Origin of the sequence: Saccharopolyspora sp. 6M, from assembly GCF_020176775.1 — a bacterium.
Taxonomy (GTDB): domain Bacteria; phylum Actinomycetota; class Actinomycetes; order Mycobacteriales; family Pseudonocardiaceae; genus Saccharopolyspora_C; species Saccharopolyspora_C gregorii.
In genome coordinates this window covers 1-25,399 of the sequence record NZ_JAIUJZ010000132.1, presented here as the reverse complement: position 1 = coordinate 25,399, position 25,399 = coordinate 1, and the positions used below count along the sequence as shown (strand labels likewise).

Annotated in this window: 26 protein-coding genes and 2 tRNA genes; 8 read left to right on the top strand and 20 right to left on the bottom strand. The window is 71.8% G+C overall.

Annotation, left to right across the window (positions count from 1 at the left end; all coding sequences use genetic code 11):
* Window positions 1-107: 107 nt before the first annotated feature.
* Complete coding sequence (gene ndk, locus LCD31_RS18060; RefSeq protein ID WP_224959664.1) at window positions 108-518, bottom strand: nucleoside-diphosphate kinase; 411 nt, start codon at window positions 516-518, stop codon at window positions 108-110.
* 287 nt (window positions 519-805) lie between these two features.
* On the opposite strand from ndk, the gene LCD31_RS18055 reads away from it, so the two are divergent.
* Entirely contained in the window at window positions 806-1,906 is a 1,101-nt protein-coding gene (locus LCD31_RS18055; protein ID WP_224959662.1) for a zinc-binding dehydrogenase, read from the top strand.
* A 47-nt stretch (window positions 1,907-1,953) separates the two neighbouring features.
* On the opposite strand, the gene LCD31_RS18050 is transcribed toward LCD31_RS18055, so the two are convergent.
* The 5 genes from LCD31_RS18050 to LCD31_RS18030 all read right to left on the bottom strand — a co-directional run bounded on the left by LCD31_RS18050 (window position 1,954) and on the right by LCD31_RS18030 (window position 4,728).
* A complete protein-coding gene (locus tag LCD31_RS18050) occupies window positions 1,954-2,112 on the bottom strand; it encodes a hypothetical protein (protein ID WP_224959660.1) in 159 nt (52 codons plus the stop codon).
* 90 nt (window positions 2,113-2,202) lie between these two features.
* The gene (locus tag LCD31_RS18045; RefSeq protein WP_224959658.1) at window positions 2,203-2,631 is read right to left on the bottom strand and encodes a TA system VapC family ribonuclease toxin; all 429 of its coding nucleotides are present in this window, start codon (window positions 2,629-2,631) and stop codon (window positions 2,203-2,205) included.
* Window positions 2,628-2,873, bottom strand: coding sequence for a ribbon-helix-helix domain-containing protein (locus LCD31_RS18040; RefSeq protein WP_224959657.1), 246 nt, complete (start codon window positions 2,871-2,873; stop codon window positions 2,628-2,630). Before LCD31_RS18040 ends, LCD31_RS18045 begins: the two co-directional genes overlap by 4 nt.
* Window positions 2,874-2,926: 53 nt before the next feature.
* Window positions 2,927-3,364 carry a DUF4233 domain-containing protein gene (locus tag LCD31_RS18035; RefSeq protein ID WP_224959656.1) on the bottom strand — a complete coding sequence of 146 codons (438 nt, stop codon included), beginning with the start codon at window positions 3,362-3,364 and terminating at the stop codon, window positions 2,927-2,929.
* On the bottom strand, window positions 3,361-4,728 hold the full coding sequence (locus LCD31_RS18030) for a folylpolyglutamate synthase/dihydrofolate synthase family protein (protein ID WP_224959655.1): 1,368 nt from the start codon (window positions 4,726-4,728) through the stop codon (window positions 3,361-3,363). Before LCD31_RS18030 ends, LCD31_RS18035 begins: the two co-directional genes overlap by 4 nt.
* 126 nt (window positions 4,729-4,854) lie before the next feature.
* Between LCD31_RS18030 and LCD31_RS18025 the strand changes: the two genes are divergently transcribed.
* Entirely contained in the window at window positions 4,855-5,244 is a 390-nt protein-coding gene (locus LCD31_RS18025) for a hypothetical protein (protein WP_224959654.1), read from the top strand.
* Window positions 5,241-5,573: a type II toxin-antitoxin system PemK/MazF family toxin gene (locus tag LCD31_RS18020; protein WP_224959653.1), complete on the top strand. Its 333-nt coding sequence runs from the start codon at window positions 5,241-5,243 to the stop codon at window positions 5,571-5,573. Before LCD31_RS18025 ends, LCD31_RS18020 begins: the two co-directional genes overlap by 4 nt.
* Here LCD31_RS18020 and LCD31_RS18015 read toward each other — a convergent pair whose 3' ends face one another.
* On the bottom strand, window positions 5,574-5,801 hold the full coding sequence (locus LCD31_RS18015) for a DUF397 domain-containing protein (RefSeq protein ID WP_224959652.1): 228 nt from the start codon (window positions 5,799-5,801) through the stop codon (window positions 5,574-5,576).
* Between the two features lie 138 nt (window positions 5,802-5,939).
* On the bottom strand, window positions 5,940-8,576 hold the full coding sequence (locus LCD31_RS18010; RefSeq protein ID WP_224959651.1) for a valine--tRNA ligase: 2,637 nt from the start codon (window positions 8,574-8,576) through the stop codon (window positions 5,940-5,942).
* Window positions 8,577-8,699: 123 nt separating this feature from the next.
* Between LCD31_RS18010 and LCD31_RS18005 the strand changes: the two genes are divergently transcribed.
* Window positions 8,700-11,036, top strand: a complete 2,337-nt coding sequence (locus tag LCD31_RS18005) for an FdhF/YdeP family oxidoreductase (RefSeq protein ID WP_224959650.1) — start codon at window positions 8,700-8,702, stop codon at window positions 11,034-11,036.
* Window positions 11,037-11,136: 100 nt separating this feature from the next.
* Here LCD31_RS18005 and LCD31_RS18000 read toward each other — a convergent pair whose 3' ends face one another.
* Window positions 11,137-11,763 (bottom strand): hypothetical protein, encoded by a 627-nt coding sequence (locus LCD31_RS18000; protein WP_224959647.1) that lies wholly within the window; start codon window positions 11,761-11,763, stop codon window positions 11,137-11,139.
* A 786-nt stretch (window positions 11,764-12,549) separates the two neighbouring features.
* Between LCD31_RS18000 and LCD31_RS17995 the strand changes: the two genes are divergently transcribed.
* The gene (locus LCD31_RS17995; RefSeq protein WP_224959646.1) at window positions 12,550-13,767 is read left to right on the top strand and encodes a hypothetical protein; all 1,218 of its coding nucleotides are present in this window, start codon (window positions 12,550-12,552) and stop codon (window positions 13,765-13,767) included.
* On the top strand, window positions 13,764-14,261 hold the full coding sequence (locus LCD31_RS17990) for an NUDIX hydrolase (protein ID WP_224959644.1): 498 nt from the start codon (window positions 13,764-13,766) through the stop codon (window positions 14,259-14,261). Before LCD31_RS17995 ends, LCD31_RS17990 begins: the two co-directional genes overlap by 4 nt.
* Window positions 14,262-14,264: 3 nt before the next feature.
* On the opposite strand, the gene ligD is transcribed toward LCD31_RS17990, so the two are convergent.
* Genes ligD through LCD31_RS17975 form a run of 3 tightly spaced genes read right to left on the bottom strand, consistent with a single transcriptional unit; the run spans window position 14,265 to window position 16,396 of the window.
* Window positions 14,265-15,155, bottom strand: a complete 891-nt coding sequence (gene ligD / locus LCD31_RS17985; protein ID WP_224959642.1) for a non-homologous end-joining DNA ligase — start codon at window positions 15,153-15,155, stop codon at window positions 14,265-14,267.
* Window positions 15,152-15,742 carry a DNA polymerase ligase N-terminal domain-containing protein gene (locus tag LCD31_RS17980; protein ID WP_224959640.1) on the bottom strand — a complete coding sequence of 197 codons (591 nt, stop codon included), beginning with the start codon at window positions 15,740-15,742 and terminating at the stop codon, window positions 15,152-15,154. Before LCD31_RS17980 ends, ligD begins: the two co-directional genes overlap by 4 nt.
* A gap of 54 nt (window positions 15,743-15,796) precedes the next feature.
* Complete coding sequence (locus LCD31_RS17975) at window positions 15,797-16,396, bottom strand: DUF1963 domain-containing protein (RefSeq protein WP_224959638.1); 600 nt, start codon at window positions 16,394-16,396, stop codon at window positions 15,797-15,799.
* A gap of 209 nt (window positions 16,397-16,605) precedes the next feature.
* Between LCD31_RS17975 and fdhD the strand changes: the two genes are divergently transcribed.
* Complete coding sequence (gene fdhD / locus LCD31_RS17970; RefSeq protein WP_224959636.1) at window positions 16,606-17,451, top strand: formate dehydrogenase accessory sulfurtransferase FdhD; 846 nt, start codon at window positions 16,606-16,608, stop codon at window positions 17,449-17,451.
* Between the two features lie 20 nt (window positions 17,452-17,471).
* Here fdhD and LCD31_RS17965 read toward each other — a convergent pair whose 3' ends face one another.
* The 8 genes from LCD31_RS17965 to LCD31_RS17930 form a co-directional block, all read right to left on the bottom strand.
* On the bottom strand, window positions 17,472-18,368 hold the full coding sequence (locus LCD31_RS17965) for an alpha/beta hydrolase family protein (RefSeq protein WP_224959634.1): 897 nt from the start codon (window positions 18,366-18,368) through the stop codon (window positions 17,472-17,474).
* A gap of 118 nt (window positions 18,369-18,486) precedes the next feature.
* Entirely contained in the window at window positions 18,487-19,215 is a 729-nt protein-coding gene (locus LCD31_RS17960; RefSeq protein ID WP_224959632.1) for an alpha/beta hydrolase, read from the bottom strand.
* A gap of 181 nt (window positions 19,216-19,396) precedes the next feature.
* A complete protein-coding gene (gene clpX / locus LCD31_RS17955; protein ID WP_224959630.1) occupies window positions 19,397-20,677 on the bottom strand; it encodes an ATP-dependent Clp protease ATP-binding subunit ClpX in 1,281 nt (426 codons plus the stop codon).
* 431 nt (window positions 20,678-21,108) lie between these two features.
* Window positions 21,109-21,738 (bottom strand): ATP-dependent Clp protease proteolytic subunit, encoded by a 630-nt coding sequence (locus tag LCD31_RS17950; RefSeq protein ID WP_224959627.1) that lies wholly within the window; start codon window positions 21,736-21,738, stop codon window positions 21,109-21,111.
* A gap of 37 nt (window positions 21,739-21,775) precedes the next feature.
* Complete coding sequence (locus tag LCD31_RS17945; RefSeq protein WP_224959666.1) at window positions 21,776-22,348, bottom strand: ATP-dependent Clp protease proteolytic subunit; 573 nt, start codon at window positions 22,346-22,348, stop codon at window positions 21,776-21,778.
* A 286-nt stretch (window positions 22,349-22,634) separates the two neighbouring features.
* Window positions 22,635-24,059 (bottom strand): trigger factor, encoded by a 1,425-nt coding sequence (tig, locus tag LCD31_RS17940; RefSeq protein WP_224959625.1) that lies wholly within the window; start codon window positions 24,057-24,059, stop codon window positions 22,635-22,637.
* Window positions 24,060-24,313: 254 nt separating this feature from the next.
* Window positions 24,314-24,541, bottom strand: coding sequence for a hypothetical protein (locus tag LCD31_RS17935; protein ID WP_224959622.1), 228 nt, complete (start codon window positions 24,539-24,541; stop codon window positions 24,314-24,316).
* A gap of 152 nt (window positions 24,542-24,693) precedes the next feature.
* Window positions 24,694-24,767: transfer RNA gene (locus tag LCD31_RS17930), tRNA-Pro, on the bottom strand.
* A gap of 126 nt (window positions 24,768-24,893) precedes the next feature.
* Here LCD31_RS17930 and LCD31_RS17925 point away from each other — a divergent pair.
* Window positions 24,894-24,967 (top strand) — tRNA-Gly (locus LCD31_RS17925).
* Window positions 24,968-25,399: the final 432 nt, after the last annotated feature.

The window sequence follows — 25,399 nt, the reverse complement described above, 5'->3', positions numbered from 1 at the left end:
ACCCCGATCAGCGGTGTCGGGGCCGCGCCGCGGTCCGGTCCCGGCGGCGGTCCGGCCGGGTGGCCGGACCGGGCCGGAGGCCGTCCGGGTTCAGCGGCGTCCCGGTCTCAGAGGCTGGGGAACCAGAGCTTGATCTCGCGCTCGGCGGACTCCGGCGAGTCGGAGCCGTGCACCAGGTTGTACTGCACCTCCAGGCCGAAGTCGCCGCGGATGCTGCCCGGGGCGGCCTTCTCGACCGGGTCGGTGCCACCGGCGAGCTGGCGGAACGCCGAGATGGCGCGGGGGCCCTCGACGACGGCGGCCAGCACCTGGCCGGAGGTGATGAACTCCAGCAGGGAGCCGAAGAACGGCTTGCCGTCGTGCTCGGCGTAGTGCTGCTTGGCGAGGTCCTCGTCGACCTGGCGCAGTTCCAGCGCGACCAGCTTGAGGCCCTTGCGCTCGATCCGGCCGATGACCTCACCGACCAGGCCGCGCTCGACCCCGTCGGGCTTGACCAGGACCAGGGTGCGCTCGCTCACGTTGCTCTCCTTCGGGTGGGCGGCGCGGGTTCTCCGCGCCCGTTTTGCGGAAAAGGGTATCGGCGCAGGTGACGCGGCCTCCCCCGGGGCGACCGGGCACCGCTGACCTCGACCCCGGTGATCATCGGGGTCGAGGGGCCCGCGCTCGCCGGTGCACCCGGGTCCGGCGTCGGCCCGGTGACCTGCGGACGACGAGCGGCCGGACCTCCGGTCCCTGGTGTCCCCGGAGATCGCGGGCTAGATTCGCCCCGGCCGTACCGACCGGCCGGTCCGACGAGGAGGTCCGGATGCGAGCAGCCGTGCACACCGCCGTGAACGAGCCGATGACCATCGAGGAGATCGCCGACCCGCACCCGAAGGCCGGGGAGGTCGCGATCGACGTGCTCTCCTGCGGCGCCTGCCACTCGGACCTGCACGTGCTCAAGGGGGAGCTGCCGTTCCCGACGCCGGCCGTGCTGGGCCACGAGGTCGCCGGCGTCGTCTCCGAGGTCGGACCGGGCGTGACCGGGGTGCGGGTGGGCGACCGAGTGGTCACCAGCTTCATCATGCCGTGCGGCCGGTGCGCGCAGTGCACGCGCGGGAACTCCGAGATCTGCCTGGAGTTCTTCGCGCACAACCGGGCGAAGGGCCTGCTCTACGACGGCCAGACCCGGCTGTTCCGGCCCGGTGGCGAGCCGGTGTGGATGTACTCGATGGGCGGGCTGGCCGAGCGGTCGGTGACGCCGGTGACCTCGGTCTACCAGGTGCCGGACGAGGTGGAGCTGGCGGACGTGGCCTCGGTGGGCTGCTCGACGATGACCGCCTACGGGGCGCTGCGGCACGCCGCGGACGTGCGGGTCGGCGATGCGGTGGCGGTGGTCGCCGCGGGCGGGGTGGGCAGTTCGCTGATCCAGCTGGCCGCGCTGTTCGGGGCGTCGACGATCGTGGCGGTGGACATCTCCGCGGACAAGCTGGACGCGGCGAGCGCGCTGGGCGCCACGCACGTGGTGAACTCGGCGGAGGTGGACGCGCCGGAGGCGATCCGGGAACTCACCGGCGGTCGCGGCGTGGACGTGGCCTTCGAGGCGCTGGGCAGCCCGGCGACGTTCGGCGTGGCCCGCGACTCCGTGGTGGAGGGCGGTCAGGTCGTGGTGGTCGGCATCGCCCCGAAGGGCAGCGTCGGCGAGTTCGACCTGGCGACCATCGCGCGGCGGAAGTTGCAGATCAAGGGCTCGTACGGTGCGAAACCCCAGCGGGACATGCCGGTGCTGCTGGACCTGGTGGCGCGCGGACGGCTGCGGCCGCAGGACACCGTGAGCCGCCGGTTCGCCTTCGACGAGGTGCAGGACGCCTACGACGCGCTGAACCGCCACGAGATCCGCGGCCGCGCGGTCATCGACATCGCCTGAGTCCCCGGACGCCCCTGAACACCCGGACGCCCTGAGCACCCGGGCGCTCAGCGCCGCCGGTCGGTGTCCAGGCATTCCACCAGCGCGGCGTCGTCGTTGACGACGATGCCGGGCCGGGGTTCGGCGAGTTCGCCGGGCGGGAACGGGAAGCTGCGGGTGCGCAGCGGCGGCTGCCGGTCCTGCGCGCGGTCTTTGTTGATCTCCATGTGCCATGGATACCGATGATCAACACCGGCGTCGAGGCCACGATCAGGTGCCGTCGCCGAACGGCGCGGCCCCGCGTTCCGCAGCAGCTCCTAGTCCAGCGGGTGCCGCCACCGCAGGCCCGGGTACCGCGCGAAGCCCCGATCGGCCGTGACCCACTCCGCGCCGTGCTCGATCGCGATAGCGGCGAGGTAGGCGTCGGGGATGTGGTTCGCCTTCGCCTCGGTCTTCCGGCACAGCTCGGCGAAGATCCCCCAGTGGGCCTCTCCCGGTTCGATCTTGGCCACGTTCCCCGCGTGCGCGAGTTCGTCGGCGAGGTCGGCGGCCGTGTGCGTGAGCAGGGGTTCCCGGAGGATCTTCCGGTTGGTCATGATGCGCATGAACCCGCTCAGGACGAGCGTGGGGAGACCGACGAGCTGGGGACCTGAGAGCGCCTCGCCCAGCCAGTCCGCGTACTCGGGCTGCCGTGGATCATCCAGGTTGTACGCCGACACCAGGATGTTGACATCGCACGCGATCATTCGCGTTCCATGAGGTCGTGCAGCGCCGCGCTGTCGGTGATGTCGACCCCCGGCTGATAACCGCCCGTGCGCACGGCCCGCACCGTGAACGGCGCCGATCGCTGGCGCATCTTGGCGAGGCGCTCCCGGACGCTGTCCTGGATGAACTCGCTCACGGTCATGCGGTTCTGGAGCGATTGACGCTTGACCTCGTTCAACAGGTCGGCATCAACGGTGATCGTGGTTCTCGTACTGTGCGCCATACACCGAAGTGTACGAGCACTGCATCATGATGCAGCACTACGCGCTCCGGTGTTCACTGCTCCGGCGGGTAGCCCTCTGGGTGTCCGAGCTGGTCGTACAGCCGACCTTCGCGCATCCGCTTCGCCACGTCGTGGCGCAGGTACAGCATGTAGCCCCACACGGCCGCGAACAGCAGCCCCATGATCCCGACGGCCGGGTGCACCAGGTAGCAGGCGACCATCGCGACCTGCAGCACCAGCGCGAACGGCAGCCCCCACGGCTTCCGCTGGGTGAACCCGGCGATGAGCATGAGCACGGTGAGCACCGCGACGGCGGAGAACCCGACGCCGGTGACGCCGCCGCCGAACTGCCACACGACGGGCAGCGCGAGCCCGAAGGTGAGGAACTCCATCACCAGCGTGCCCGCCATGACACCGCGCAGGCCCTTCCACGGGTCGCGCACGCCGTCCGGCGCGGTGGGCAGGGACAGGAACGATCCGGATTCGGTCACAACGGCTCCTTGCCGAACAGGGCGCGCCCCTCACCGGCGGTCACCACGGACCCGGTGATCACCACGCCGCCGCCGGAGACGGTGTCGGAGTCCCCGGTGGTCTCCTCCGCCATCTGGATGGCGGTCTCCACGGCGTCGTCCAGGCGGGGCTCCACGACGATGCGTTCCGCGCCGAAGATGTCCTTGGCCAGGGCGGCGAGCTCGTCGGGGTCCATCGCCCGCGGCGAGGAGTTCTTGGTGAGCACGACCTCTTCCACGACGGGTTCGAGTTCCCGCAGCAGCCCGCGCACGTCCTTGTCGGACAGCACGCCGATCACGGCGACGAGGCGGCGGAAGGAGAACTCGGAGCTGAGCGCGTCGGCGAGCGCGCGGGCGCCGTGCGGGTTGTGCGCGGCGTCGACGAGCACGGCCGGGGCGGCGCGGACCCGCTCCAGGCGGCCGGGGGTGATGACCGCGGCGAAGGCCTCCTGCACGGCTTCCGGGTCGAGCTTCTGCTCGGCCCCGGCGCCGAAGAAGGCTTCGACCGCCGCGAGCGCGAGGGCGGCGTTGCGCGCCTGGTGCTCGCCGTGCAGCGGCAGGAAGATCTCGTCGTAGGTGCCGCCGAGGCCCTGCAGCTTCAGCATCTGGCCGCCGACGGCCACGGTCCGGGACAGCACGCCGAACTCGTTGCCCTCGCGGGCGACGGTGGCGCCGACCTCGGCGACCCGCTCCAGGATCGGGGTCTGCACCTCGGCGGTCTGCGCGGCGAGCACCACGATCGAGTCCGGCTTGATGATCCCGGACTTCTCCCGGGCGATGCCCGCGAGGTCGGTGCCGAGGTAGTCGGCGTGGTCCAGCGCGATCGGGCAGAGCACCGCGATGTGCGCGTCGGCGACGTTGGTGGCGTCCCAGCCGCCCCCGAGGCCCACTTCCAGCACGGCGGCCTCGACGGGCGCGTCGGCGAAGGCGGCGAAGGCCATGCCGGTCAGCACCTCGAACTTCGACATCTTCACGTCGTGGTTCGAGTCCACGATGGACACGTACGGCGCGATGTCGCGGTAGGCCTCGACGTAGGCCTCCGGGGTGATCGGCTTGTTGTCGATGCTGATGCGCTCGGTGGCCAGTTGCAGGTGCGGGCTGGTGTAGCGGCCCGTGCGCAAACCGATTCGGGTCAGCAGCGAGTCCACCATCCGCGAGACCGAGGACTTCCCGTTGGTCCCGCCGATGTGCACCACCTGGTAGCTGCGCTGCGGCTCGGCCAGCAGGTCGGTGAGCGCCCGGATCCGGTCCAGCGACGGCTCGATCTTCGTTTCCGGCCAACGCTCGTTGAGCTCGGCCTCCACCACGCGCAGCTCGTGCAGCGCACCGGACTCGGTGCCGGACAACTGGCACACTCCCCTACCCCGACGACAAACGTCCAGCTCAAGTCTACGTCGGTAGGTGCACGCACCCGGCCTGCGCCCCCAGGGCAGCCGCGCACCACCCGCAGCGAGCACACCAAGATCCCACTCATGACCCAGATGGATGATTCAAATCATGAGTCATTGCACGGGTCGTTTCGGGCGTACAACATGGGAGTCATGTCGATACCAGGAGCGCACACCGTCTCCAAGCGGGAGAACCTGCCCCTGCTTCCCGATGAGGTTGACCTCGTCGAGCGCCTGATGACCCCGGAGAGCCCGGAGCGCATCGCGCTGGAGAACCTGGTGCCAGAAGTCGGCACCAGCAAAGCGGCGGTGCTGCGTGCGGCCTTTCACGCCGGCATCGACAACGTCCGCGCACAGGCGCTGGACGAGTCCTACCGGCGAATGGCCGCCGAGATGACCGACACCGAACACGCGGAACGTCGCGCGCACACCTCCGCGCGGCGCGAACGCCTCGCAGCGAGGAATGACGAGTGAACGCTCAGCGCCATCGCACCATCGTTCGCGGGCGCATCTACGGCGCGACGATCGGCGATCGCGGGGAGAAGTTCTACCTCGCGGTGTCCAACAACAGCCGGAACGCACGGCTCGGCGACTTCCTCGCGGTGCGGTTGACCACGACCCGCAAGCCGAATTACCCCAGCATCGTGGTGCTCGACGACAAGGACTCCGACTGGGTGGGGTCGGTGCTCTGCGACGACATCGAACCGATCTTCCACGAAGAGATCAGCCGGGACGCGGGCGCGTTGCACCCCAAGGACATGCAACGGGTGGACCAAGCTCTGCGCGTCGCGTTATCACTCTGATCAACAGGCGCCTGCACGAGTGGGAGCCGAGAAGTCGAAGCGGCCCGCCTTCGCACCCGCCACGAAGGCGCCCCACGCCCCCGCCGAGAACGCGAACACCGGACCCGACCGCTCCTTCGTGTCGCGGACGCCGACCTCGTCGGAGCCGAACCGAACCTCCACGCAGTTGTCGCTGGCGGCCGCGCTGCGACTGCTCGTGAACCATCCGTCGTTCGCTGCACCTGTCACCGGCTCATCTCCTCCTCCGGACGGTCGGTCAACCTCGCCGCCCCGGCGGCCGAGCGCTGAGCCCGGAGAGGCGAACGGCCCGCCCGACCGATGCGGCTGGTCGAACGGGCCGTTCACCTCAGGTGCGGACGGGAGCGGTCACGCCGTCGGCAGGGCCGCCAGGCGGGATTCGATGCGGGTGATGTCGGTCTGCGCCGTCTCGCGGCGGACCTTGATCTTCTCGACGACCTCGGCGGGTGCCTTGTCGGTGAAGGAGGGGTTGCCGAGCTTCTTCTCGGTGCCCTCCAGCTCCTTGCGGGCCGCCGCCAGGTCCTTCTCCAGTCGCTTGCGCTCAGCGGCCACGTCCACGGCGCCGGAGAGGTCCAGCTCCACCTCGACGGTGCCGCCGACCAGGCCGATCTCCAGCGACGCCGAGGAGGTGAAGTCCGCGCCGGGCTCATTCAGCTTCGCCAGCGACCGCACCGCGGGCAGGTGCTCGACCAGTCCGAGCGCGTCCAGGCCGCTCAGCCGGGCCGCGACCCGCTGGCCGGGCTTCAACCCCTGGTCCGAGCGGAACCGGCGGATCTCGGTGATGAGTTTCTGGGTGGCCTCCACCCGCCGCGCCGCGTCCTCGTCGGCGGGCGTGCCCGCCGCCTTCGGCCAGTCGGCGATGACCACGGACTCGCGGCCGGTCAGCGTGGTCCACAGCGTCTCGGTGACGAACGGGATCGTCGGGTGCAGCAGCCGCAGCAGCACGTCCAGCACGTGCCCCAGCACCTCGCGGGTGCGTTCCGCGCGGTCACCGCCCGCGTCGATCTGGACCTTGGACAGCTCCAGGTACCAGTCGCAGAACTCGTCCCAGGTGAAGTGGTAGAGCGCCTCGGTGGACTTGGCGAACTGGAAGTCCTCCAGCAGTTCGTCCACATCGGACGTCAGCTGGTCGGTGCGGTCCAGGATCCAGCGGTCCGCGTCGGTCAGCTCCGCGCGGTCCGGCAGCTCGGACGGCACCCGCGCCCCGTTCATCAGCGCGAACTTGGTGGCGTTGAACAGCTTCGTGCAGAAGCTGCGCGACCCGGCGACCCACTCCTCGCTGATCGGCGCGTCCGCACCCGGGTTGGCGCCGCGCGCCAAGGTGAACCGGAGCGCGTCGGTGCCGTAGGTGTCCATCCACTCCAGCGGGTCGACCGTGTTGCCCGCGGACTTGGACATCTTCTTGCCGTGCGCGTCGCGGACCATGCCGTGCAGCGCGATCACGTCGAACGGCGGCACGCCGTCCATCGCGTACAGGCCGAACATCATCATCCGGGCGACCCAGAAGAAGAGGATGTCGTAGCCGGTGACCAGCACGCTGGTCGGGTAGAACTTCGCCAGGTCCGGCGTCTCGTCCGGCCAGCCCATCGTGGAGAACGGCCACAGGCCGGAGGAGAACCAGGTGTCGAGCACGTCCTCGTCCTGGTGCCAGCCCTCGCCGGACGGCGGCTCCTCGTCCGGGCCGACGCACACGACCTCGCCGTTCGGGCCGTACCAGATCGGGATCCGGTGGCCCCACCACAGCTGCCGCGAGATGGCCCAGTCGTGCAGGTTGTCGACCCAGTCGAAGTAGCGCTTCGCCATCTCCGGCGGGTGCACCGCGACCCGGCCGTCGCGCACCGCGTCCCCGGCGGCCTGCGCGAGCGGGCCGACCTTGACGAACCACTGCAGCGACAACCGCGGCTCGATCGGCTCCTTCGACCGGGAGCTGTGCCCGACGCTGTGCAGGTACGGGCGCTTCTCGGCGACGATGCGGCCCTCGGCGCGCAGCGCCTCGCGGACGGCGACGCGGGCCTCGAAGCGGTCCATGCCGTCGAACTCGGTGCCGGTGTGGGCGATGCGGCCCTGCTCGTCCATGATCGTGAGCATCGGCAGGTCGTGGCGCCGGCCGATCTCGAAGTCGTTCGGGTCGTGCGCGGGCGTCACCTTCACCGCGCCGGTGCCGAACTCGGGGTCGACGTGCTCGTCGGCGACGACCGGGATGCTGCGGCCGGTCAGCGGCAGCCCCACCTCGGTGCCCACGACATGCCGGTAGCGCTCGTCGTCCGGGTGCACCGCGATCGCGGTGTCGCCGAGCATCGTCTCCACCCGGGTGGTGGCGACCACGATCTCCGCGTCCCCGGAGCCGTAGCGCATCGAGACGAGCTCGCCCTCGACCTCGCGGTGTTCCACCTCGATGTCGGAGATCGCCGAGCGCATCGCGGGCGACCAGTTCACCAGGCGCTCCGCCCGGTAGATCAGGCCGTCGTCGAACAGCTTCTTGAAGATGGTCTGCACCGCGCGGGACAGCCCCGAGTCCATCGTGAAGCGCTCGCGGCTCCAGTCGACGCTGTCCCCGAGGCGGCGCATCTGGGACAGGATCGAGCCGCCGTGCTGCTCCTTCCACTCCCACACCCGCTCCAGGAACTTCTCCCGGCCGAGCTCGCGGTGGTCGACGCCCTCCTCGCGGAGCTGCCGCTCCACCAGGGCCTGGACGGCGATGCTGGCGTGGTCCATGCCGGGCAGCCACAACGCCTCGTAGCCCTGCATCCGGCGACGACGGGTGAGCACGTCCATCAGGGTGTGCTCGAAAGCGTGGCCGATGTGCAGGCTGCCGGTGACGTTCGGCGGCGGGATCACGATCGAGAACGGCGGCTTGTCGCTGTGCGCGTCGGCGGTGAAGTACTCGGCGGCTACCCAGCGCTGGTACAGCTCGGCCTCGACGTCGGCCGGGTTCCAGCTCGACGGAAGTTCACGGGGCTGTGCGGGTGCGCTGGTCTGTGTCACACGCCGATTCTACGAACCGCCCGCAGCGGCCTCACCGGGCCTCACCTCCCGCGTTGAGCCAGGCGTGTGAACCACATCACGCGGACTGTGCCGAGTCGACCTCGACGGGGGACCCTGGGAAGCATGTCGCGCAAAGCCCCCGAACAGGACATCGACGAGTCGGCGCTGTCCACGCACCACCCGAAGGACCACGCAGCAGGCGTGAAGGCGGTGATGGTGTCGTTGCGCCGCGGCTGGGAGCAGATGGGCGCCGGCCGCACCATGCTCACGTTGCCGCTGCTCAACCAGCGTTCCGGGTTCGACTGCCCGGGTTGCGCATGGCCCGACCCGCAGGAGGCGGACGGGGACAAGCGCAGCGTCGCCGAGTTCTGCGAGAACGGCGCCAAGGCCGTGGCCGAGGAGGCCACCACCCGGCGCGTCGACGCCGAGTTCTTCGCGAAGCACTCCGTCGCGGAGCTCGCGGACAAGAGCGACTACTGGCTGGGGCAGCAGGGGCGGCTCACCCAGCCGATGATCAAGCGCAGCGGTGACACGCACTACCGGCCGATCGACTGGGACGCCGCGCTCGACGTCGTCGCCGAGGGGCTGCGCGCGCTCGACTCGCCCGACGAGGCGGCGTTCTACACCTCGGGCCGCACCAGCAACGAGGCCGCGTTCCTGTACCAGCTGCTGGTGCGCAGCTTCGGCACCAACAACCTGCCGGACTGCTCGAACATGTGCCACGAGTCCTCCGGCTCGGCGCTCACCGAGACGATCGGCATCGGCAAGGGCTCGGTGTCGCTGGCCGACGTCGAGCACGCCGACCTGGTCATGGTGGTGGGGCAGAACCCGGGCACCAACCACCCGCGGATGCTCTCCACCCTGGAGAAGGTCAAGGGCCACGGCGGCAAGATCATCGCGGTGAACCCGCTGCCCGAGGCCGGGCTGATGCGGTTCAAGAACCCGCAGAACGTGCGCGGCGTCGTCGGCAAGGGCACCGCGCTGTGCGACGAGTTCGCGCAGATCCGCATCGGCGGCGACCTCGCGCTGTTCAAGGCGCTCACCGCGCTGCTGGCGAAGGCCGAGCTGGCCGCGCCCGGCACCGTGCTGGACCGCGAGTTCATCGAGCAGCACACCCACGGCTTCGACGAGTTCTACGCGCAGGCCACCGACATCGACTGGGACGCGACGCTCAAGGCGACCGCGCTGTCCCGCGAGCAGATCGAGAAGATCGCGCGGATGCTCATCGAGTCCGAGCGGACCGTGATCTGCTGGGCGATGGGCCTGACCCAGCAGAAGAAGGCCGTGCCGACGATCCGCGAAGCGGTCAACCTGCTGCTGATGCGCGGCATGATCGGCAAGCCGGGCGCGGGCGTCTGCCCGGTCCGCGGCCACTCCAACGTGCAAGGCGACCGGACGATGGGCATCTGGGAGAAGATGCCCGAGAAGTTCATGGACGCCATGGAGGCCGAGTTCGGCATCCCCATGCCCCGCAAGCACGGCTACGACACCGTCGACGCGCTGCACGCGATGCAGGCGGGCGAGGTGAAGGCGTTCTTCGCCGTCGGCGGCAACTTCGTGTCCGCCACGCCCGACACCGCGGGCACCGAGCGGGCGCTGCGCGGCTGCGACCTGACCGTGCAGGTGTCGACGAAGCTGAACCGCTCGCACGCGGTCGCCGGGGACACCGCGCTGATCCTGCCGACGCTGGGCCGCACCGAGAAGGACGTGCAGGAGTCCGGGCCGCAGTTCGTCACCGTCGAGGACTCGATGTCGGTGGTGCACGCCTCGCGCGGCAGGCTCTCCCCCGCCTCCGACACCCTGCTGTCCGAGGTGGCGATCGTGTCCCGGCTGGGCCGCAAGCTGCTCGGCGACGGGCACCCGGTGCAGTGGGAGGAGTTCGAGAAGGACTACGACGCGGTGCGCAGGCACATCGCCGCCGTCGTGCCCGGCTGCGCCGACTACAACGAGAAGGTGCGCCGCCCGGACGGCTTCGTGCTGCCGCACCCGCCGCGGGACAGCCGCACCTTCACCACCACCACCGGCAAGGCCAACTTCACGGTGAACGAGGCGGAGCCGCTGGAGGTGCCGGAGGGCCGGCTGCTGCTGCAGACGCTGCGCAGCCACGACCAGTACAACACCACCATCTACGGGCTCTCGGACCGCTACCGCGGCATCGAGGACGCGCGCCGGGTGGTCATGGTCAACGAGAAGGACATCGCCGCGCTCGGCTTCGCCGAAGGCGACCTGGTGGACATGGTCTCCGAATGGCCGGGCAAGCCCGGGCCCGACGGCGAGTCCACTGTGGAGGAACGGCGGGCGGAGGCGTTCCGCATCGTCGCCTACCCGACCGCGCGGGACTGCGCCGCCGCCTACTACCCGGAGGCGAACCCGCTGGTGCCGCTCGGCGCGGTGGCGGAGAAGTCGAACACGCCGGTCTCGAAGGCCGTGCTGATCCGCCTGGAGCGCTCCGCGGGCTGATCCCCCGCACCCGAGGACCGGGCCGCCCCGCACCGCGCGGGCGGCCCGGTTCCGCGTTCACGGCCCGCCCGCGGCCGCGCGTCGGGGCGGGGCCGGCCCGTCAGGCGGCGAGGCGTTCCGGCAGTCCCCTGGCCAGCTTGTCCGCCACGACGCGCGGACCGAAGCGCTCCACCACCGCGCGGCGGCACGGGCACCGCTCGACCTCGGCCGCGGACGCGCAGCAGAACACGCCCAGCACGCGAACCGCGAACGCCACCTCCGCCGGATCACCGACCCGCCGGGACACGGCGACCGCCACCGCCGCCGCGACCCGCCGCACCGCGTCGTCCCGCTCCGCGCCGCCGAGCACCAGGTCGTGCAGCCGCGCCGCCGAGAGCCGGTCGGCCCGCTCGACCCGGGCGGCGACGTCGGCGAGCACGCGACAGGCGCGGTTCGCGCGCTGCGCCAGGAACTCCTCCCACGTCGCACCGTCCACGACCGCCAGGCAGCGCTGCTGGACGGTCCGCGGCCACGGGTCGGCGACGAGCACGGCGACCGCCTCGCGCTCCCGGCGCCGCCGGTCCCGGACGTCGTCCGCGTGCACCCGGAACGCCCCCCGGCGTCCGCAGAACCGGTGCTCCTTGCAGTACCGCGACGGGTAGCTCGACCTCACCTTGTTCCGGCAGGGCCGCCCGGACAGCGTCCGCGCGCTGCCGCACAGGTGGGAGCGCCCTCGTTTGATCCCCATCCCCCCGGGATCGGCAGGCCCCGCGAGCCCGCGTACCGCCCATCCAGCGGTCCCGCTCGGCCGAACGTGGGCATCGCGCGGGCGGGACCGGCCCGGGCGGGGCGCGCGTCGGAGGTCACCGCCCGTGCCGGTCGGGCCCGGCCTGCGTGCCGCGCGGGGACACCGGGCCGCAGCACCCCCACCGGGCCGGGGGCCGGGGGGGGGGCGGGGGGGCGGGGGGGGCGGGGGGGGGGGGGGGGGGGGGGGCGGGGGGGGGCCCCCCCCCCCCCCCCCGCGGCGCCCCGGCGCCCGGCCTGGGTGCCGCGGGGGCACACCGGGCCGCACCACCCCCCCGGGGCCGGTAACGGGCGTGCGCCCGGTGGGCCGGGAGCGACGGGATCGCGGCGGCCGGGGCGCCGGTCGGCTTCCCGGCACCACGGGCACGGGAGCGCCGGCGGCCGGGACAGCTCCGCCGCCAGCACCAGGAGGCCGCAGCGCGCGGTACCGCCCCTGCCGACCGGCGAGCCCCTCGGCCATCTCCGCTTCGCCCACGAGGTGGTCGCGACCGTCGTGCGCGCTGGTCATGCGGATCAGCCGATCCCCTCGTCGCCCCATGCAGCCAGCATCGGCGCCCGCACCGCGGCGCACCAGGGAACGCGCCGGGGCAACTCGGGGAACGTCGGCGAATGCGCGGCCACCTCGGCTTTCGGCGCAGCGGTACCGACCGATCGGGGCAACTCGGGGCAAGATCGGCGACGCTGCGAAGCAAGGTGTATACACTCCGTACTCGTTGGGAGGCTGATCATCATGACCGGCGATTCCTCCGCCCGGCCCCGACCGGAGCGCAACGAGCGGCTGCGCCGCACCCGGGAGGCCCTGCCCTCGCGGCTGGCGCCCGGCGAACCGCTGTCCCGCGCCGAACTCGCCGAGGCGGTCAACGACTACCTGCTGGAGACCACCGGCAAGCGCTGGGCGCTCGACGCGCACCACATCGCCAAGTGGGAGCGCGGCGCGGTCCGCTGGCCCACCGCCGCCTACCGGGCCGCGCTGCGCGCCGTGCTGGGCGCCGTCGACGACGCGGCGCTCGGCTTCCGGCCCCGCGGCTCGACCGGGGCGGCGCGGAGCAGAGTGCCAGCGTCCACAGTGGACTCGATCCGGGTGGTGTCCGCGTCCTTCCAGTCCGCCGACCGCAGGGTGGGCGGCGGCACGCTCTACGAGACGGTCCGGCACTACTTCACCACCGCGGTGCTGCCCCTGGTCCGGGAGGAACCGCGGCAGGCGGAGGTGCTGTCCGCGGCGGCCTCCGTCGTCGAGCTCGCCGGGTGGATGGCGCACGACAGCGGCGGCGACGTTCCCGCGCGCGAGCACTTCCACACCGCCTACCGGCTCGCGGCGGCCGCCGAGGACCACGCGCTGCAAGCCGAGGTGTGCGCCTCGCTGTCCCACCTGTCCACCGAGCTCGGCCAGCCGCGGTCCGCAGCGGACTACGCGCTGAACGGGCTCACCCACACCATCGGCACCGGAGGCACGGCCCGCCTCGTCGCCCGGCTGCACGCGCTGCACGCACGGGCGCTCGCCGCGCAGGGCGACCGGTACGGCACCGAACGGCACCTGGCGCTGGCCGGGGAAGAACTCACCGTCCGCGACGAGGCCTGCGGCTGGATCGCCCCGTTCGACCGGGCCTCGCTGGCCAGCGAGACCACCGAGTGCTGGCGCAGCCTCGGCGACCTGCGCCGCGGCGAACGGCACGCCCGCGAAGCGGTCGGGTTGCGCCCCCCGGAGCGCGTGCGCAGCAAGGCGTTGAGCCTGACGTCCCTCGCGCAGGTGCTCTTCGACGCCGGGCGCTACGACGAGGCGGCCGCGGCGGGCAGCACCGTGCTCGCCGAAGCCCCCGCCCTGTCCTCGGCCCGCGTGCACGAGCGGCTCACCGGCCTGGCGAACGCGCTGCTGCCGCACCACCGCGACCCGGCCGTGGCCGACTTCCTCGCCGCCCGCGCCACCCACCCACTGCGCGACTCCGCTTGAACGGGACCCGGACCGCGCGGCCGGAGGGGACGCACGCGCACCTCGCCGAGGGCAACGCGCGGCAACCCCGCAAGCGGGTCACCACCGACGTGCTGCTGCGCGACCGGCAGGACCGGGTGCTGCTGGTCGACCCCAGCTACAAGGAGCACTGGGACCTGCCCGGCGGGATGGCCGAGGCCAACGAACCACCCCGGCTCGCCGCTGCCCGCGAAGTCCGCGAAGAGCTCGGCATCCGCGCGCCCGTCGGGCGGCCGCTGCTGGTCGACTGGGTGCGCCCGCGCGGACCGTGGGACGACCACCTGCTGTTCGTCTTCGACGGCGGCAGGCTGCCCTGCGAGCACATCGCCGCGCTGCGGATCACCGACCCGGAGATCACCCGCTTCCGGTTCGCCACGACCGCCCAGGCCCGCGCGCTGCTGCGCCCCGACATGTACTGCAGGCTCCGCCGCGCCCAGCACGCGCTGCGCACGGGCACCACCTCCTACGCGGAATGACGCTCAGGAGCGCGGGAAGTCGGCGGCGGTGTCCGGGAGGTCGGTCCACGGGTCGGCCTTGCGGGCCAGGCGGCGCGGCAGGTTCCGGAGTCCGTAGGACCGCGGGGTCGCCTTCGACAGCTCGGCGAAGTCCAGCGGCGTCGCCGCCGGGGCGCCGTCGCGGGCTCGCAGCGAGCAGGGCGCGATCATCGTCTGCCCGTAGGCGTTGCGCCCCACGTCCAAGAAGATCCGGTCGCCGCGCTCGTCCTTGCGCTGCTCGGTGGTGAGCCGGTCCGGGGCGGCGCGCACCGCGTCCTGCGCCATGTCCCGCACCGCCGCGCGCACCTCGTCGAAGCCGCGGCGGCCCGCCAGCGGGGCCACCACGTGGAAGCCCTTGCCGCCGGTGGTCTGCAGGTGCGGGGCGAGGCCCGCATCGGCGAACCGGTCCCGGAACTCGCGCACCACCGCCCGCAGCTCCGCGATCCCGGTCCCCGGCGGCGGGTCGAGGTCCACCACCGCCAGCACCGGCCGGTCCGGCTCCGCCGCCGCGGCCAGGCCCACGTGGAACTCCAGGCACGCCTGGGTCGCCAGGTAGACCAGCGTCGCCACGTCGTCGCACACCACGTGGTGGACCGGCCCGCCCGCGCCGCGCTGCGGCACCGGCACCACCCGCACCCAGTCCGGGAAGTGGCCGGACGCCTCCTTCTGGAAGAAGCCCGCCGCACCCACCCCGTCCGGGAAGCGGCGCATCGTCAGCGGTTTCCCGCGCAGGTGCGGCACCATCCGGTCGCCGACCGCGCGGAAGTACTCGGCGACGTCCCGCTTCCGGTAGCCGTCCGCCGGGTACAGCACCTTGTCCGGGTGGGTCAGCTCGACGCGTTCGGCACCTGCGGACAGCACCTCCGCCCCGCTCATCGGCCGTTCTCCCGCTCGGCGGCGAGGTCGGCGTTGGTGCGGCCGGAGAGCACCGACTCGGGCTGGGTGCGCGCCGGGTTGCGGCGCCGGTCGGCGCCCTCGTCGTCGACCTTCACCAGCAGCCACTCCTCCCGGCCGCGCATCGGGGTGCGGGTGAGGGCGAACGCGCCGGTCAGCTTGCTGCCCTCCAGCAGCACCTTCACGTGGCCGCGTTCGAGCGCGTCGGCCATCTCCACCGGTTTCCCGCGGTGCTCGGTGAGGTTCCGGTACGACCCGGTGTCCCACACGACGACGGTGCCCGCCCCGTAGCCCTCCGGGATGGTGCCCTCGAAGGACGCGTAGTCAAGCGGGTGGTCCTCGGTGGGCGTGGCCAGCCGCTTCTGCCGCGGGTCGGTGGACGGCCCCTTCGGCACCGCCCACGACTTGAGCACGTCCCCGACCTCCAGCCGGAAGTCGAAGTGCACCGTGGAGGCGTCGTGGCGCTGCACCACGAACCGCGGCAGCTCCCCCGGCGCGCCACCGCCCGGTTCGCCGGACCGCGCCAGGTCCCGCTTGCTCCGGTATTCGCCGAGCCCGTCCCGTGCCATGCCGCAGCCCTACCCGGCGCGGGCGCGCGGCACACCCGCGTCAGCCGCCGCTGCTCAGCTGCACTGCCAGAGGAAGCGCCCCTGCCCGCTGGCCTCGTCGAGGAACGCGTACCCGACCCCCGCGTCGCCGAAGTCCACCTCGAACGGGAAATCGACCGAGCTGTCGAACTGCCCCACGAACCGGAACGGCTCCCCTGGCGACTCGTCGCCCTGCAACCACTGCGGCGCCCCGCCGAGCCTCGTCGCGAAGTCGTCCACGTCCACCTCGCCGTCGAACGGCGCCAGCTCCACCCGGTGGTCCGGCCCGAACGTCGGCCCCTTGGCGATCGTCGCCACCTGGTAGAAGTCGGCCGGCTCCCCGGGCTGGGCGAAGAACGCGTTCTCCCCCGAGTCGGGCGCGAACGTGTCCACCACCTCGTCGGCCTCCTCCGGGTAGTCCTCGGTGAGGAACAGGTAGGCGAGCCGCACCTGCTCCCCGGGCAGCCGGATCTGCCCGAGGAACCGCATCGGCCTGCCCAGCGCCTCCGACATCGGCCACGCCGGCGTCGACAGCCACACCGGCTGGCCACCGAACTTCGTGACCGGTTCGGTGATGGGCTCCTCCGATTCGACGAAGCGGAGGCTCTGGCGGGGCTGGGCGGCGAGGTCGGGCATCGGAATCCTTGCTGTAGCGGGGTTCCCCGGGGCGTGTCGGGCGTCCGGCGAGACCCTAGCGATCTCACCCGGCGGAACCATCCTCCTCCGGGTGGGCGGTGCCGATGTCACACCCGAACGGAGCAGCCCACGACGGCCCCACCGGCGGGCCGAGCACGCGGCGCATACTGGTCCCGGCATCCGAGCAGAGCCGACCCAGGAGGCTGACGATGGGACGAGTCACCGTGCGGCGCCCCGTGCTGCGAGTGACCGAGAGCGGTTCCCGAACCCGGCCGGACACCCTCGCCGCCGAAGAACCGCTGGAGATCCGGGTCAACGGCCGCGCCCTGTCGGTGACCATGCGGACCCCCGGCCACGACGTGGAGCTCGCCCACGGCTTCCTGCTCACCGAACGCGTCATCGCGGACAAGGACGACCTGCACAGCGCCCGCTACTGCGACAGCCCCGGGCCGGACGGGCGCAACACCTACAACGTGCTGGACATCCTGCTCGCGCCGGGCGTCACGCCGCCCGACACGTCCGTGGAGCGCAACTTCTACACCACCTCCTCCTGCGGGGTGTGCGGGAAGGCCGCGCTCGACTCGGTGCGGCTGAGCACCCGGCACTCGCCCGAGCACGACCCGCTGGAGATCACCCCGGAGACGCTCGCCGCGCTGCCCGACCGGCTGCGGGCCGCGCAGAAGGTCTTCGACTCGACCGGCGGACTGCACGGGGCCGCGCTGTTCGACGGCGACGGGAACCTGCTGGTGTGCCGGGAGGACGTGGGGCGGCACAACGCGGTCGACAAGGTGCTCGGCTGGGCGGTGCTGGAACGCCGGGTGCCGCTGCGCGGGTGCGTGCTCATGGTGTCCGGCCGGGCCTCGTTCGAACTGGTGCAGAAGGCGGCGATGGCCGGGGTGCCGCTGCTGTCCGCGGTGTCGGCGCCGTCCTCGCTGGCGGTGGAGCTGGCCGCCGAGCAGGGCATGACGCTGGTCGGCTTCCTCCGGGGCAGCTCGATGAACGTCTACACCGGCACGCACCGCATCCTCGAACCCGACGCCGCCCCGGTGCCCTGACCGGTGCCGGGCCGCCGGTCTCAGCCGTGGTCGGACTTGTCCGGGGCGTAGCCCCCCACGAAATCGACGACCTCCGGCAGCGCGAGCCGGTAGTACCGGCTGTTGTGACCGCCCGGGGTGGACACCGAGGCCACCTCCGGGCGAGCTTTGCGGACGAACTTGCGGGTGCCGGTGATGAACCGGTCCCGGGTGCCGCACCACACGCCCAGCGGCACGTCGCCGAGCTCGGGGATGTGCCGCATCGGGTCGATGGCCCGCCAGTCGGCCTCGTCGGCGAACGCGCGGCGCCGCGCCATCTCCGGCCAGTTCGTGATCAGCGCCGGGGAGACGACGGCGGTGGCCTCCACCGGGATCTCCAGCTCGTTGCGGCGCCGCGTGTAGAGCAGCGCGCCGAACCCGCCCATCGAGATCCCGGAGACCGCGAACGGCTGGCCGTCGTCACCACCGATGCCGCGCTCCGCTAGCCAGCGCGGCACCTCGTCCAGCAACATCCACATCGGGTCGTCGCCGAACCGCTGGTGCCAGTAGCTGTTGCCGCCGCCGTCGACGGCGAGGAACGCGAACGGCGGCACCTTGCCGGTGGCGACCGCGGTGGTCAACCAGCTCGGCAGGCCCCCCGCGGACTTGCGGGCGTCGCCGAACCGGCCGTGCAGCATCAGGCACACCGGGATCCGATCGCGGGACACCCCGCTCGGGTACATGGTGACGATCTCGACCTCGCGGTTGCGGGCCTGCGAGTGCACCCGTTCCACCGAGACGTTGCTCTGCTTGGCCAGTGGTAGCGGTTCGGCGGGGACCAGCGCGCCACCGGAATCGCTGCTCAGCCCCAGGCCGAGCGCGCCCGCTCCGACCAGGCCGGAAGTGAGCAGGGTGCGCCGGTTCGGCATCGGGACGTTCCGCGGCTTCCCGCGCTGCATGGCACCTCCGGGCCTCGTTCCCTCCGAGCCGTCCATCGTGCCAACGACCGTCTGCGCTACCGGACGGGCCCCGCCACCACCGAGAGCTCACCCACGTCGCACCGGTCGTGACCTCCGGTCAGCGGACCGCTTCCGGCACCGCGGGCCAGCCGGCGACGTGCGGCGCGGTGTCGAAGCGGTCGGCCACCGGCACCGAGCCGTACAACGCCCAGCGCAGCAGCGCGGGCCACGGGCCGTAGCCCGCGGCCAGGTCCAGCGCGCGGCCGTCGGCGAGCACGTCCAGCTCCACCCGCAGCCGGTGCGCGAGCGCGTGCACCGCGCACACCGACAGCTCCGGGTCGTCGGTGCCCACCACCATCCGCGTCGGGCCGCCCGCCGCGCGCAGCGCAGGCGCATCGGGTTCTGCCGCGCGCAGCGCCGGCGCGTCGGGTTCTGCCGCGCGCAGCGCAGGCGCATCAGGCTCCGCCGCGCGTGCTCCCGGCCTGTCGGCTTCCGCCGCCCGCAGAGCCCGTTCAACCGCGCGCGGACCCGGTCGGCCCGGGGACACGTCCGGCTCGGCCGGGGCGACCAGCAGCACCCGGTCCGCCCGGCGCGTCTCCGGTCCGCCCGGCGCGGCCGCGTGCCGCAACCAGGTGCGGGCCCCGCCGCGGTGCGCCACCACGGCCAGCTCCGCCTCCGGCAGTACGCGCGCCAGCTCGGCCCGCAGCGCCGCCGTCGACTCCACCGGGCCCGGGCACCGGGTGACGACGGCGCCCGCTTCCCGCAAGCGTGCCGCCAGCCACTGCTGCCAGTGCCAGGGCCCGGAGCCGGACCCGTCCGGCACCAGCAGCACGTGCAGCTCGCTCATCGGGCCCTCCCCAGCCGGACGATGCAACCTCCGCTCCGCATGATCATGCATCGCGCGGGACGCCGCTGGGCGATCCGGGGAACAGGAGCGGGAAACCACCCGCGCGGGCGCACGACGCACACCGCCGCCACCCCGGAACGGGACGGCGGCGGTGGGTGGTGCTGCGTGCGGTGCTCGGGTCTCAGGCGGACTTCTCGCGGCGCTCCCGCCGCGTCGCCTGCCTGGCCACGATCGTGGGGTTGACGTTCTCCCGGACGGTCTGCTCGGTGATGACGACCTTCGCCACGTCGGTGCGGCTCGGGATGTCGTACATCACCGGCAGCAGCACCTCTTCCAAGATGGCGCGCAGGCCACGAGCCCCCGTGCCGCGCAGGATCGCCTGGTCGGCGACCGCCTCCAGCGCGGTGCGGGTGAACTCCAGCTCCACGTTGTCCATCTCGAACAACCGCTTGTACTGCTTGATCAGGGCGTTGCGCGGCTCGGTGAGGATCTGCACCAGCGAGGGCTTGTCCAGGTTCGTCACGCTGGCCACCGTGGGCAGCCGGCCGATGAACTCGGGGATCAACCCGAACTTGATCAGGTCCTCGGGGAGCACCTCGGCGAACCGGTCCGCGGAGTTCGCCTCCTCCTTCGACCGCAGCTGGGCGCCGAAACCGACGCTGGCCTTGCCCACCCGGTCCTCGACGATCTTCTCCAGCCCGGCGAAGGCACCGGCCACGATGAACAGCACGTTCGTCGTGTCGATCTGGATGAACTCCTGGTGCGGGTGCTTGCGGCCGCCCTGCGGGGGCACGCTCGCCGTGGTTCCCTCCAGGATCTTCAGCAGCGCCTGCTGCACTCCCTCGCCCGAGACGTCCCTGGTGATCGACGGGTTCTCGCTCTTGCGGGCGATCTTGTCGACCTCGTCGATGTAGATGATGCCCGTCTCGGCCCGCTTCACGTCGTAGTCGGCGGCCTGGATGAGCTTGAGCAGGATGTTCTCGACGTCCTCGCCGACGTAGCCCGCCTCGGTGAGCGCGGTGGCGTCGGCGATCGCGAACGGCACGTTGAGCATCTTCGCCAACGTCTGCGCCAGGTAGGTCTTCCCGCAGCCCGTGGGACCGAGCATCAGGATGTTCGACTTCGCGAGCTCGACGTTCTCCTCGCGGCTGTCCCGGGCGCGCTCACCCATCTGGATGCGCTTGTAGTGGTTGTAGACCGCGACCGACAGGTTGCGCTTCGCCGGGTCCTGTCCGATGACGTACTGGTCGAGGAACTCGTGGATCTCGGTCGGCTTGGGCAGCTCGTCGAGCTTGACCTCACCGGCCTCCGCCAGTTCCTCCTCGATGATCTCGTTGCAGAGATCGATGCACTCATCGCAGATGTACACGCCGGGGCCGGCGATGAGTTTTTTCACCTGCTTCTGGCTCTTCCCGCAGAAGGAGCACTTCAGCAGGTCGCCGCCGTCACCGATACGTGCCATGACCGCTGACCCCGTCCCCTCCGGCACGCCGTCCGGTGACGTGCCTGACCGTATGTGCTCGTTCCGACGGTACCTGCCGCTCCCCCGGTTCGGGGAGACTCGCAGACTCCGCTGCTCGCCAGTCTCCGGCATGCACCGGGTGCGACGGCCGGTGGCCGCGCTCCCGGCGTGTCGCGGACGCCGGTGCGCCGAGCGCACCACAGCATCCCACTTCCCGGAACGCTCCCGCGACCGGCTTTCCGCACCGCACCGCGCTGATCAGCGGAGCGGCCCCGCCGGAGATCAACATCTTCTCAGCGGCGGCACTCCGTGCCGCGACCGCCCCGGGTGCGCGGCGACCCCCTCACCTCGGACCGGCCGGCCGAACCGCCGGGCCGGGCGCGAGGAGGCCGCCGGAGCACCACCTCCGGTCGCCACGCGGGCCGACCGGATCAGGACTGCGCGGACAGCTTGCGGTAGGGCAGGACCTCGTCGACGATCCCGTACTCCCGCGCCTGCTCCGCCGTCAGGATCTTGTCCCGCTCCACGTCCCGGCGGACCTGGTCCTTGTCGTTGCCGGTGTGCGTGGCCAGCGTCGTCTCCATCAGGTCGCGCATCCGCTGCACCTCGTTGGCCTGGATCTCCAAGTCGGAGACCTGGCCGTAGATGCCCTCGGTGGACGGCTGGTGGATCAGGATCCGGGAGTTCGGCAGCGCGAGCCGCTTGCCCTTCGTGCCCGCGGCCAGGATGACCGCCGCCGCCGACGCCGCCTGGCCCAGGCAGATCGTGCGCACGTCCGGGCGGACGTACTGGATGGTGTCGTAGATGGCCATCAGGGCCGTGAACGAACCACCCGGCGAGTTGATGTAGATCTGGATCTCGCGGTCCGGGTCGTCGGACTCCAGGAACAGCAGCTGCGCCATCACGTCGTTCGCCGAGGCGTCGTCCACCTGGACGCCGAGGAAGACGATGCGCTCCTCGAACAGCTTGTTGTACGGGTTGGACTCCTTCACCCCGTACGCGGTGCGCTCGACGAAGGAGGGCAGCACGTACCGGGACTGCGGAAGCTGGAATGAGCTCACGACAGGTGACTCCTCGTTAGTGGTTCCGGGCGCGCGGTCAGCTGGGCAGGTTCGCCGCGGAGGCGATGTGGTCCACGAAGCCGTAGTCGCGGGCCTCCTCCGCCGTGAACCAGCGGTCGCGGTCGGAATCGGCCGTGATCTTCTCCACCGTCTGCCCGGTCTGAGCGGCGATCAGCTCCGCCATCTCCCGCTTGTGCTTGGTGAACACCTCGGCCTGGATCGCGATGTCCGAGGCCGTGCCGCCGAGACCCGCCGACGGCTGGTGCATCATGATCCGCGCGTGCGGCAGCGTGAACCGCTTGCCGCGAGCACCGGCGGACAGCAGGAACTGGCCCATCGACGCCGCGAAGCCCATCGCGACGGTCGCCACGTCCGGCTTGATCAGCTGCATCGTGTCGTAGATCGCCATGCCCGCGGTCACCGAACCGCCCGGCGAGTTGATGTAGAGCGAGATGTCCCGCTCCGGGTCCTCGGCCGCGAGCAGGAGCAGCTGCGAGCAGATCTGGTTGGCCATGGTGTCCTCGACCTGGGAGCCCAGGACGATGATCCGCTCCCGCAGCAAGCGCTCGTAAACCGAGTCGTTGAGCGAGAGCCCGTTCGTCGACCGCATGTGCGGCGTCGAGTCCGACGCCGGAACAGTCAGGTGCTGCGTCACGTCTCCCCTGCCTTCTTCCACGATGAGGGCTTCCACAATGGACCGGTCACACCGGCCGTCGGCCGCCGACCCGCTGGGAACGCCTTGCTTTTCCGTATCCGGTGATCCGCTTGCAACCGACCCTAACGAACGTGGGCGGCACCAGCTTCCCGGTACCGCCCACGTTCGCTCAGAGCTTGTGCATTGCTCCCGCCGTTCGCGGAATCCTTCCGCTCACGGCGAAATCACCGCGAAAGAACCGTCACTCGGACTTCGTCGCGGCGGACTCGTCCTTCGCATCGGACTTCGCGTCCTCGGCCTGCTCGACCTCGCCCTGCACGACCTCCGGCTGCTCGCCGGCGTCATCCTGCGAACCGAACAGCTCGTCCAGGTCCAGCTCCGCGCCGGACGCGTCCACCACGGTGGCCTGGCGCACGACGGAGAACAGCGCCTTGCTGCGCCGCACGTCCGCGTAGATCGCCCCGAGCTGGCCGGACTGCTGCGCCTGCTGGACGTACTGGTCCGGGCTCACGCCGAAGCGCTGCGCCTGGTAGATGATCCGCTCGGTCAGCTCGTTGTCCGAGACGGAGACGTTCTCGGCGTCGGCGATCGTGTCCAGCACCAGCTGGGTGCGGACCGCCTTCTCCGCCTCCTCGCGGGTCTCCGCGTCGAACTGCTCGCGGGTCTGGTCCTGCTGCTCCAGCCACTCCGCGAACTTCGCCTCGTCGTGGTCGAACGGGTGGATCGCGTCGTGCTCGCGAACCTCCACCTCGGACTTCACCACGTTCTCCGGCAGCGGGACCTCGACGGTCTCCAGCAGCGCCTCCAGGACCTTGTCCCGGGCCTGCATGCCCTGCTGCATCCGCTTGACGCGGCCCAGCCGCTCCCGCAGGTCGGCGAGCAGCTCCTCGGCCGTGTCGAACTCGCTGGCCATCTGGGCGAACTCGTCGTCCGCCTCCGGCAGGTGCCGCTCCTTCACCGACGCCAAGGTCACCGTGACCTCGGCCTCGCGGCCCGCGTACTCGCCGGCCACCAGATCGGTGTTGAAGGTGTTCGTGTCACCCGCCGACGCGCCGATCAGCGCGTCGTCGATGCCCTCGATGAGCTGGCCGGAGCCGATCTCGTACGACAGGCCGCTGGTGCGCGCCTCCTCGACGTCCTCGCCGTCGACCGTGGCCGACAGGTCGATGCTGACGAAGTCGCCCTGCTGCGCCGGACGGTCCACGCCGGTCAACGTCCCGAAGCGGGCGCGCAGCTCGTCCAGCTGCTCCTGCACCTCGTCCTCGGTCGTCTCGACGTCGTCCACCGACACCGACAGCTCGCCGAACGCCGGAACGGTGATCTCCGGACGCACATCGACCTCGGCGGTGAACTCGATCTGGTCCCCGTCCTCGATCTTGGTGACCTCGATCTCCGGACGCCCGAGGGTGCGCACCTCGGTGCCGTTGATGGCCTCCATGTACTTGGCCGGAACCGCCTCGTTGACGACCTCGTCGAGCACAGGACCCCGGCCGATGCGGCTCTCCAGCACCCGGGCGGGAACCTTGCCCGGCCGGAAGCCCGGGATGCGGACCTGGTTGGCCAGTGCCTTGTACGCGCGGTCGAAGTTCGGCTTGAGCTCGTCGAACGGCACCTCGACGTTGATCCGTACGCGCGTCGGGCTCAGGTGCTCGACGGTGCTCTTCACGTGGTCTCCTAGTGCGAACGTGCTTCGGACCCCGGCGGTGCCGGCGGGAGCGCCACCCCACGTCGGGGGCGCTCCGGCGACGCCGGGCTGACCTCCGAGTCTATTGCCCAGGCGAGACCGGAGCCCCCGGGGGTTGCCTCAGGGCGCCACCCGCTACCCACCGGCCGCGAGCGCGCGGGCCCGCGCGAACCGGGCCCCGCGGCCGATTCCACGCCAGGAGCGCGAATTCCCGCCGCGGCGCGCCGGGCGAGCCGTCACCTCGGCGCCGAGAACACCGCGTCACCGGCCACCTCACCGGCACCGCCCACCGAACCCAGCGGCGTCGGGATCACCGCCGTCCCGATCCCCACCGTCGGCGGCGCGACGTGCCCGCCGGGAACGTCCACGAACAACGACACCCCGACCAGCAGCAGCACCGCGAGCGCCAGCAGCACCCCCACCACCAAGGCGGGGAGCCGGACCCGGCGCGCGGCCCTCGACACAGCAACGTGAACGTGCACGACCGCGAAATCGGGCGGCGGCTGCTCACCGTTACCGGAAGTCGAACGAATCACCCGGGAAGATCACGTTCCGTGAGACCACCCGGACGTGAAGAAGGAGGCGCGGCCGCACGACCACGCCTCCCGGAGGACCGTCGGGGTGGCGGGATTTGAACCCACGACCCCTCGCACCCAAAGCGAGTGCGCTACCAAACTGCGCCACACCCCGTCCTACCTGCACCGCACCCCCACTGCCCGGGTGCGTTGCGGAGAGCCTATCGCGACGCGTTAAGCTGGGGCACGCAAGGTCGGGAAGACCTCGGCGGAACACCGCCGGGACACGTCGACCGAGCACGCGGGCGTAGCTCAATGGTAGAGCCCCAGTCTTCCAAACTGGCTACGCGGGTTCGATTCCCGTCGCCCGCTCCAGGTCGTGGGAGAGGTGTGCCGAGATCTTTGATCTTGGCCCCTCTCCCTTTCGCATTTCCGTCCGGGGGCCGAGCCCCCGTAGGCCCCCACGGTGCGGTGGGCACCTGTGGACGGCGCGGCGGGTCTCGCACTGAGACGGGCTGAGGGGACGGCGGGAAACTCCGCGAGGGTCCGGACCCCGGCCCCTCCCCTCTCGCATCTCCGCACGAGGGCCGAGCCCCCGTAGGCCCCCACGGTGCGGTGGGCACCTGTGGACGGCGCGGCGGGTCTCGCACTGAGACGGGCTGAGGGGACGGCGGGAAACTCCGCGAGGGTCCGGACCCCGGCCCCTCCCCTCTCGCATCTCCGCACGAGGGCCGAGCCCCCGTAGGCCCCCACGGTGCGGTGGGCACCTGTGGACGGCGCGGCGGGTCTCGCACTGAGACGGGCTGA

What these genes read in the sequence shown, in the direction of transcription:
- clpX (WP_224959630.1), bottom strand. Translation starts at nt 20,677, where the DNA reads ATGGCACGTATCGGTGACGGCGGCGACCTGCTGAAGTGCTCCTTCTGC.
- LCD31_RS18055 (WP_224959662.1), top strand. Translation starts at nt 806, where the DNA reads ATGCGAGCAGCCGTGCACACCGCCGTGAACGAGCCGATGACCATCGAG.
- LCD31_RS17960 (WP_224959632.1), bottom strand. Translation starts at nt 19,215, where the DNA reads ATGAGCGAGCTGCACGTGCTGCTGGTGCCGGACGGGTCCGGCTCCGGG.
- LCD31_RS18000 (WP_224959647.1), bottom strand. Translation starts at nt 11,763, where the DNA reads ATGGGGATCAAACGAGGGCGCTCCCACCTGTGCGGCAGCGCGCGGACG.
- LCD31_RS18045 (WP_224959658.1), bottom strand. Translation starts at nt 2,631, where the DNA reads ATGATCGCGTGCGATGTCAACATCCTGGTGTCGGCGTACAACCTGGAT.
- LCD31_RS18005 (WP_224959650.1), top strand. Translation starts at nt 8,700, where the DNA reads ATGTCGCGCAAAGCCCCCGAACAGGACATCGACGAGTCGGCGCTGTCC.
- LCD31_RS18025 (WP_224959654.1), top strand. Translation starts at nt 4,855, where the DNA reads ATGACCCAGATGGATGATTCAAATCATGAGTCATTGCACGGGTCGTTT.
- fdhD (WP_224959636.1), top strand. Translation starts at nt 16,606, where the DNA reads ATGGGACGAGTCACCGTGCGGCGCCCCGTGCTGCGAGTGACCGAGAGC.
- LCD31_RS17945 (WP_224959666.1), bottom strand. Translation starts at nt 22,348, where the DNA reads ATGCGGTCGACGAACGGGCTCTCGCTCAACGACTCGGTTTACGAGCGC.
- LCD31_RS17980 (WP_224959640.1), bottom strand. Translation starts at nt 15,742, where the DNA reads ATGGCACGGGACGGGCTCGGCGAATACCGGAGCAAGCGGGACCTGGCG.
- ligD (WP_224959642.1), bottom strand. Translation starts at nt 15,155, where the DNA reads ATGAGCGGGGCGGAGGTGCTGTCCGCAGGTGCCGAACGCGTCGAGCTG.
- LCD31_RS17975 (WP_224959638.1), bottom strand. Translation starts at nt 16,396, where the DNA reads ATGCCCGACCTCGCCGCCCAGCCCCGCCAGAGCCTCCGCTTCGTCGAA.
- LCD31_RS18040 (WP_224959657.1), bottom strand. Translation starts at nt 2,873, where the DNA reads ATGGCGCACAGTACGAGAACCACGATCACCGTTGATGCCGACCTGTTG.
- LCD31_RS17965 (WP_224959634.1), bottom strand. Translation starts at nt 18,368, where the DNA reads ATGCAGCGCGGGAAGCCGCGGAACGTCCCGATGCCGAACCGGCGCACC.
- LCD31_RS18050 (WP_224959660.1), bottom strand. Translation starts at nt 2,112, where the DNA reads ATGGAGATCAACAAAGACCGCGCGCAGGACCGGCAGCCGCCGCTGCGC.
- LCD31_RS17995 (WP_224959646.1), top strand. Translation starts at nt 12,550, where the DNA reads ATGACCGGCGATTCCTCCGCCCGGCCCCGACCGGAGCGCAACGAGCGG.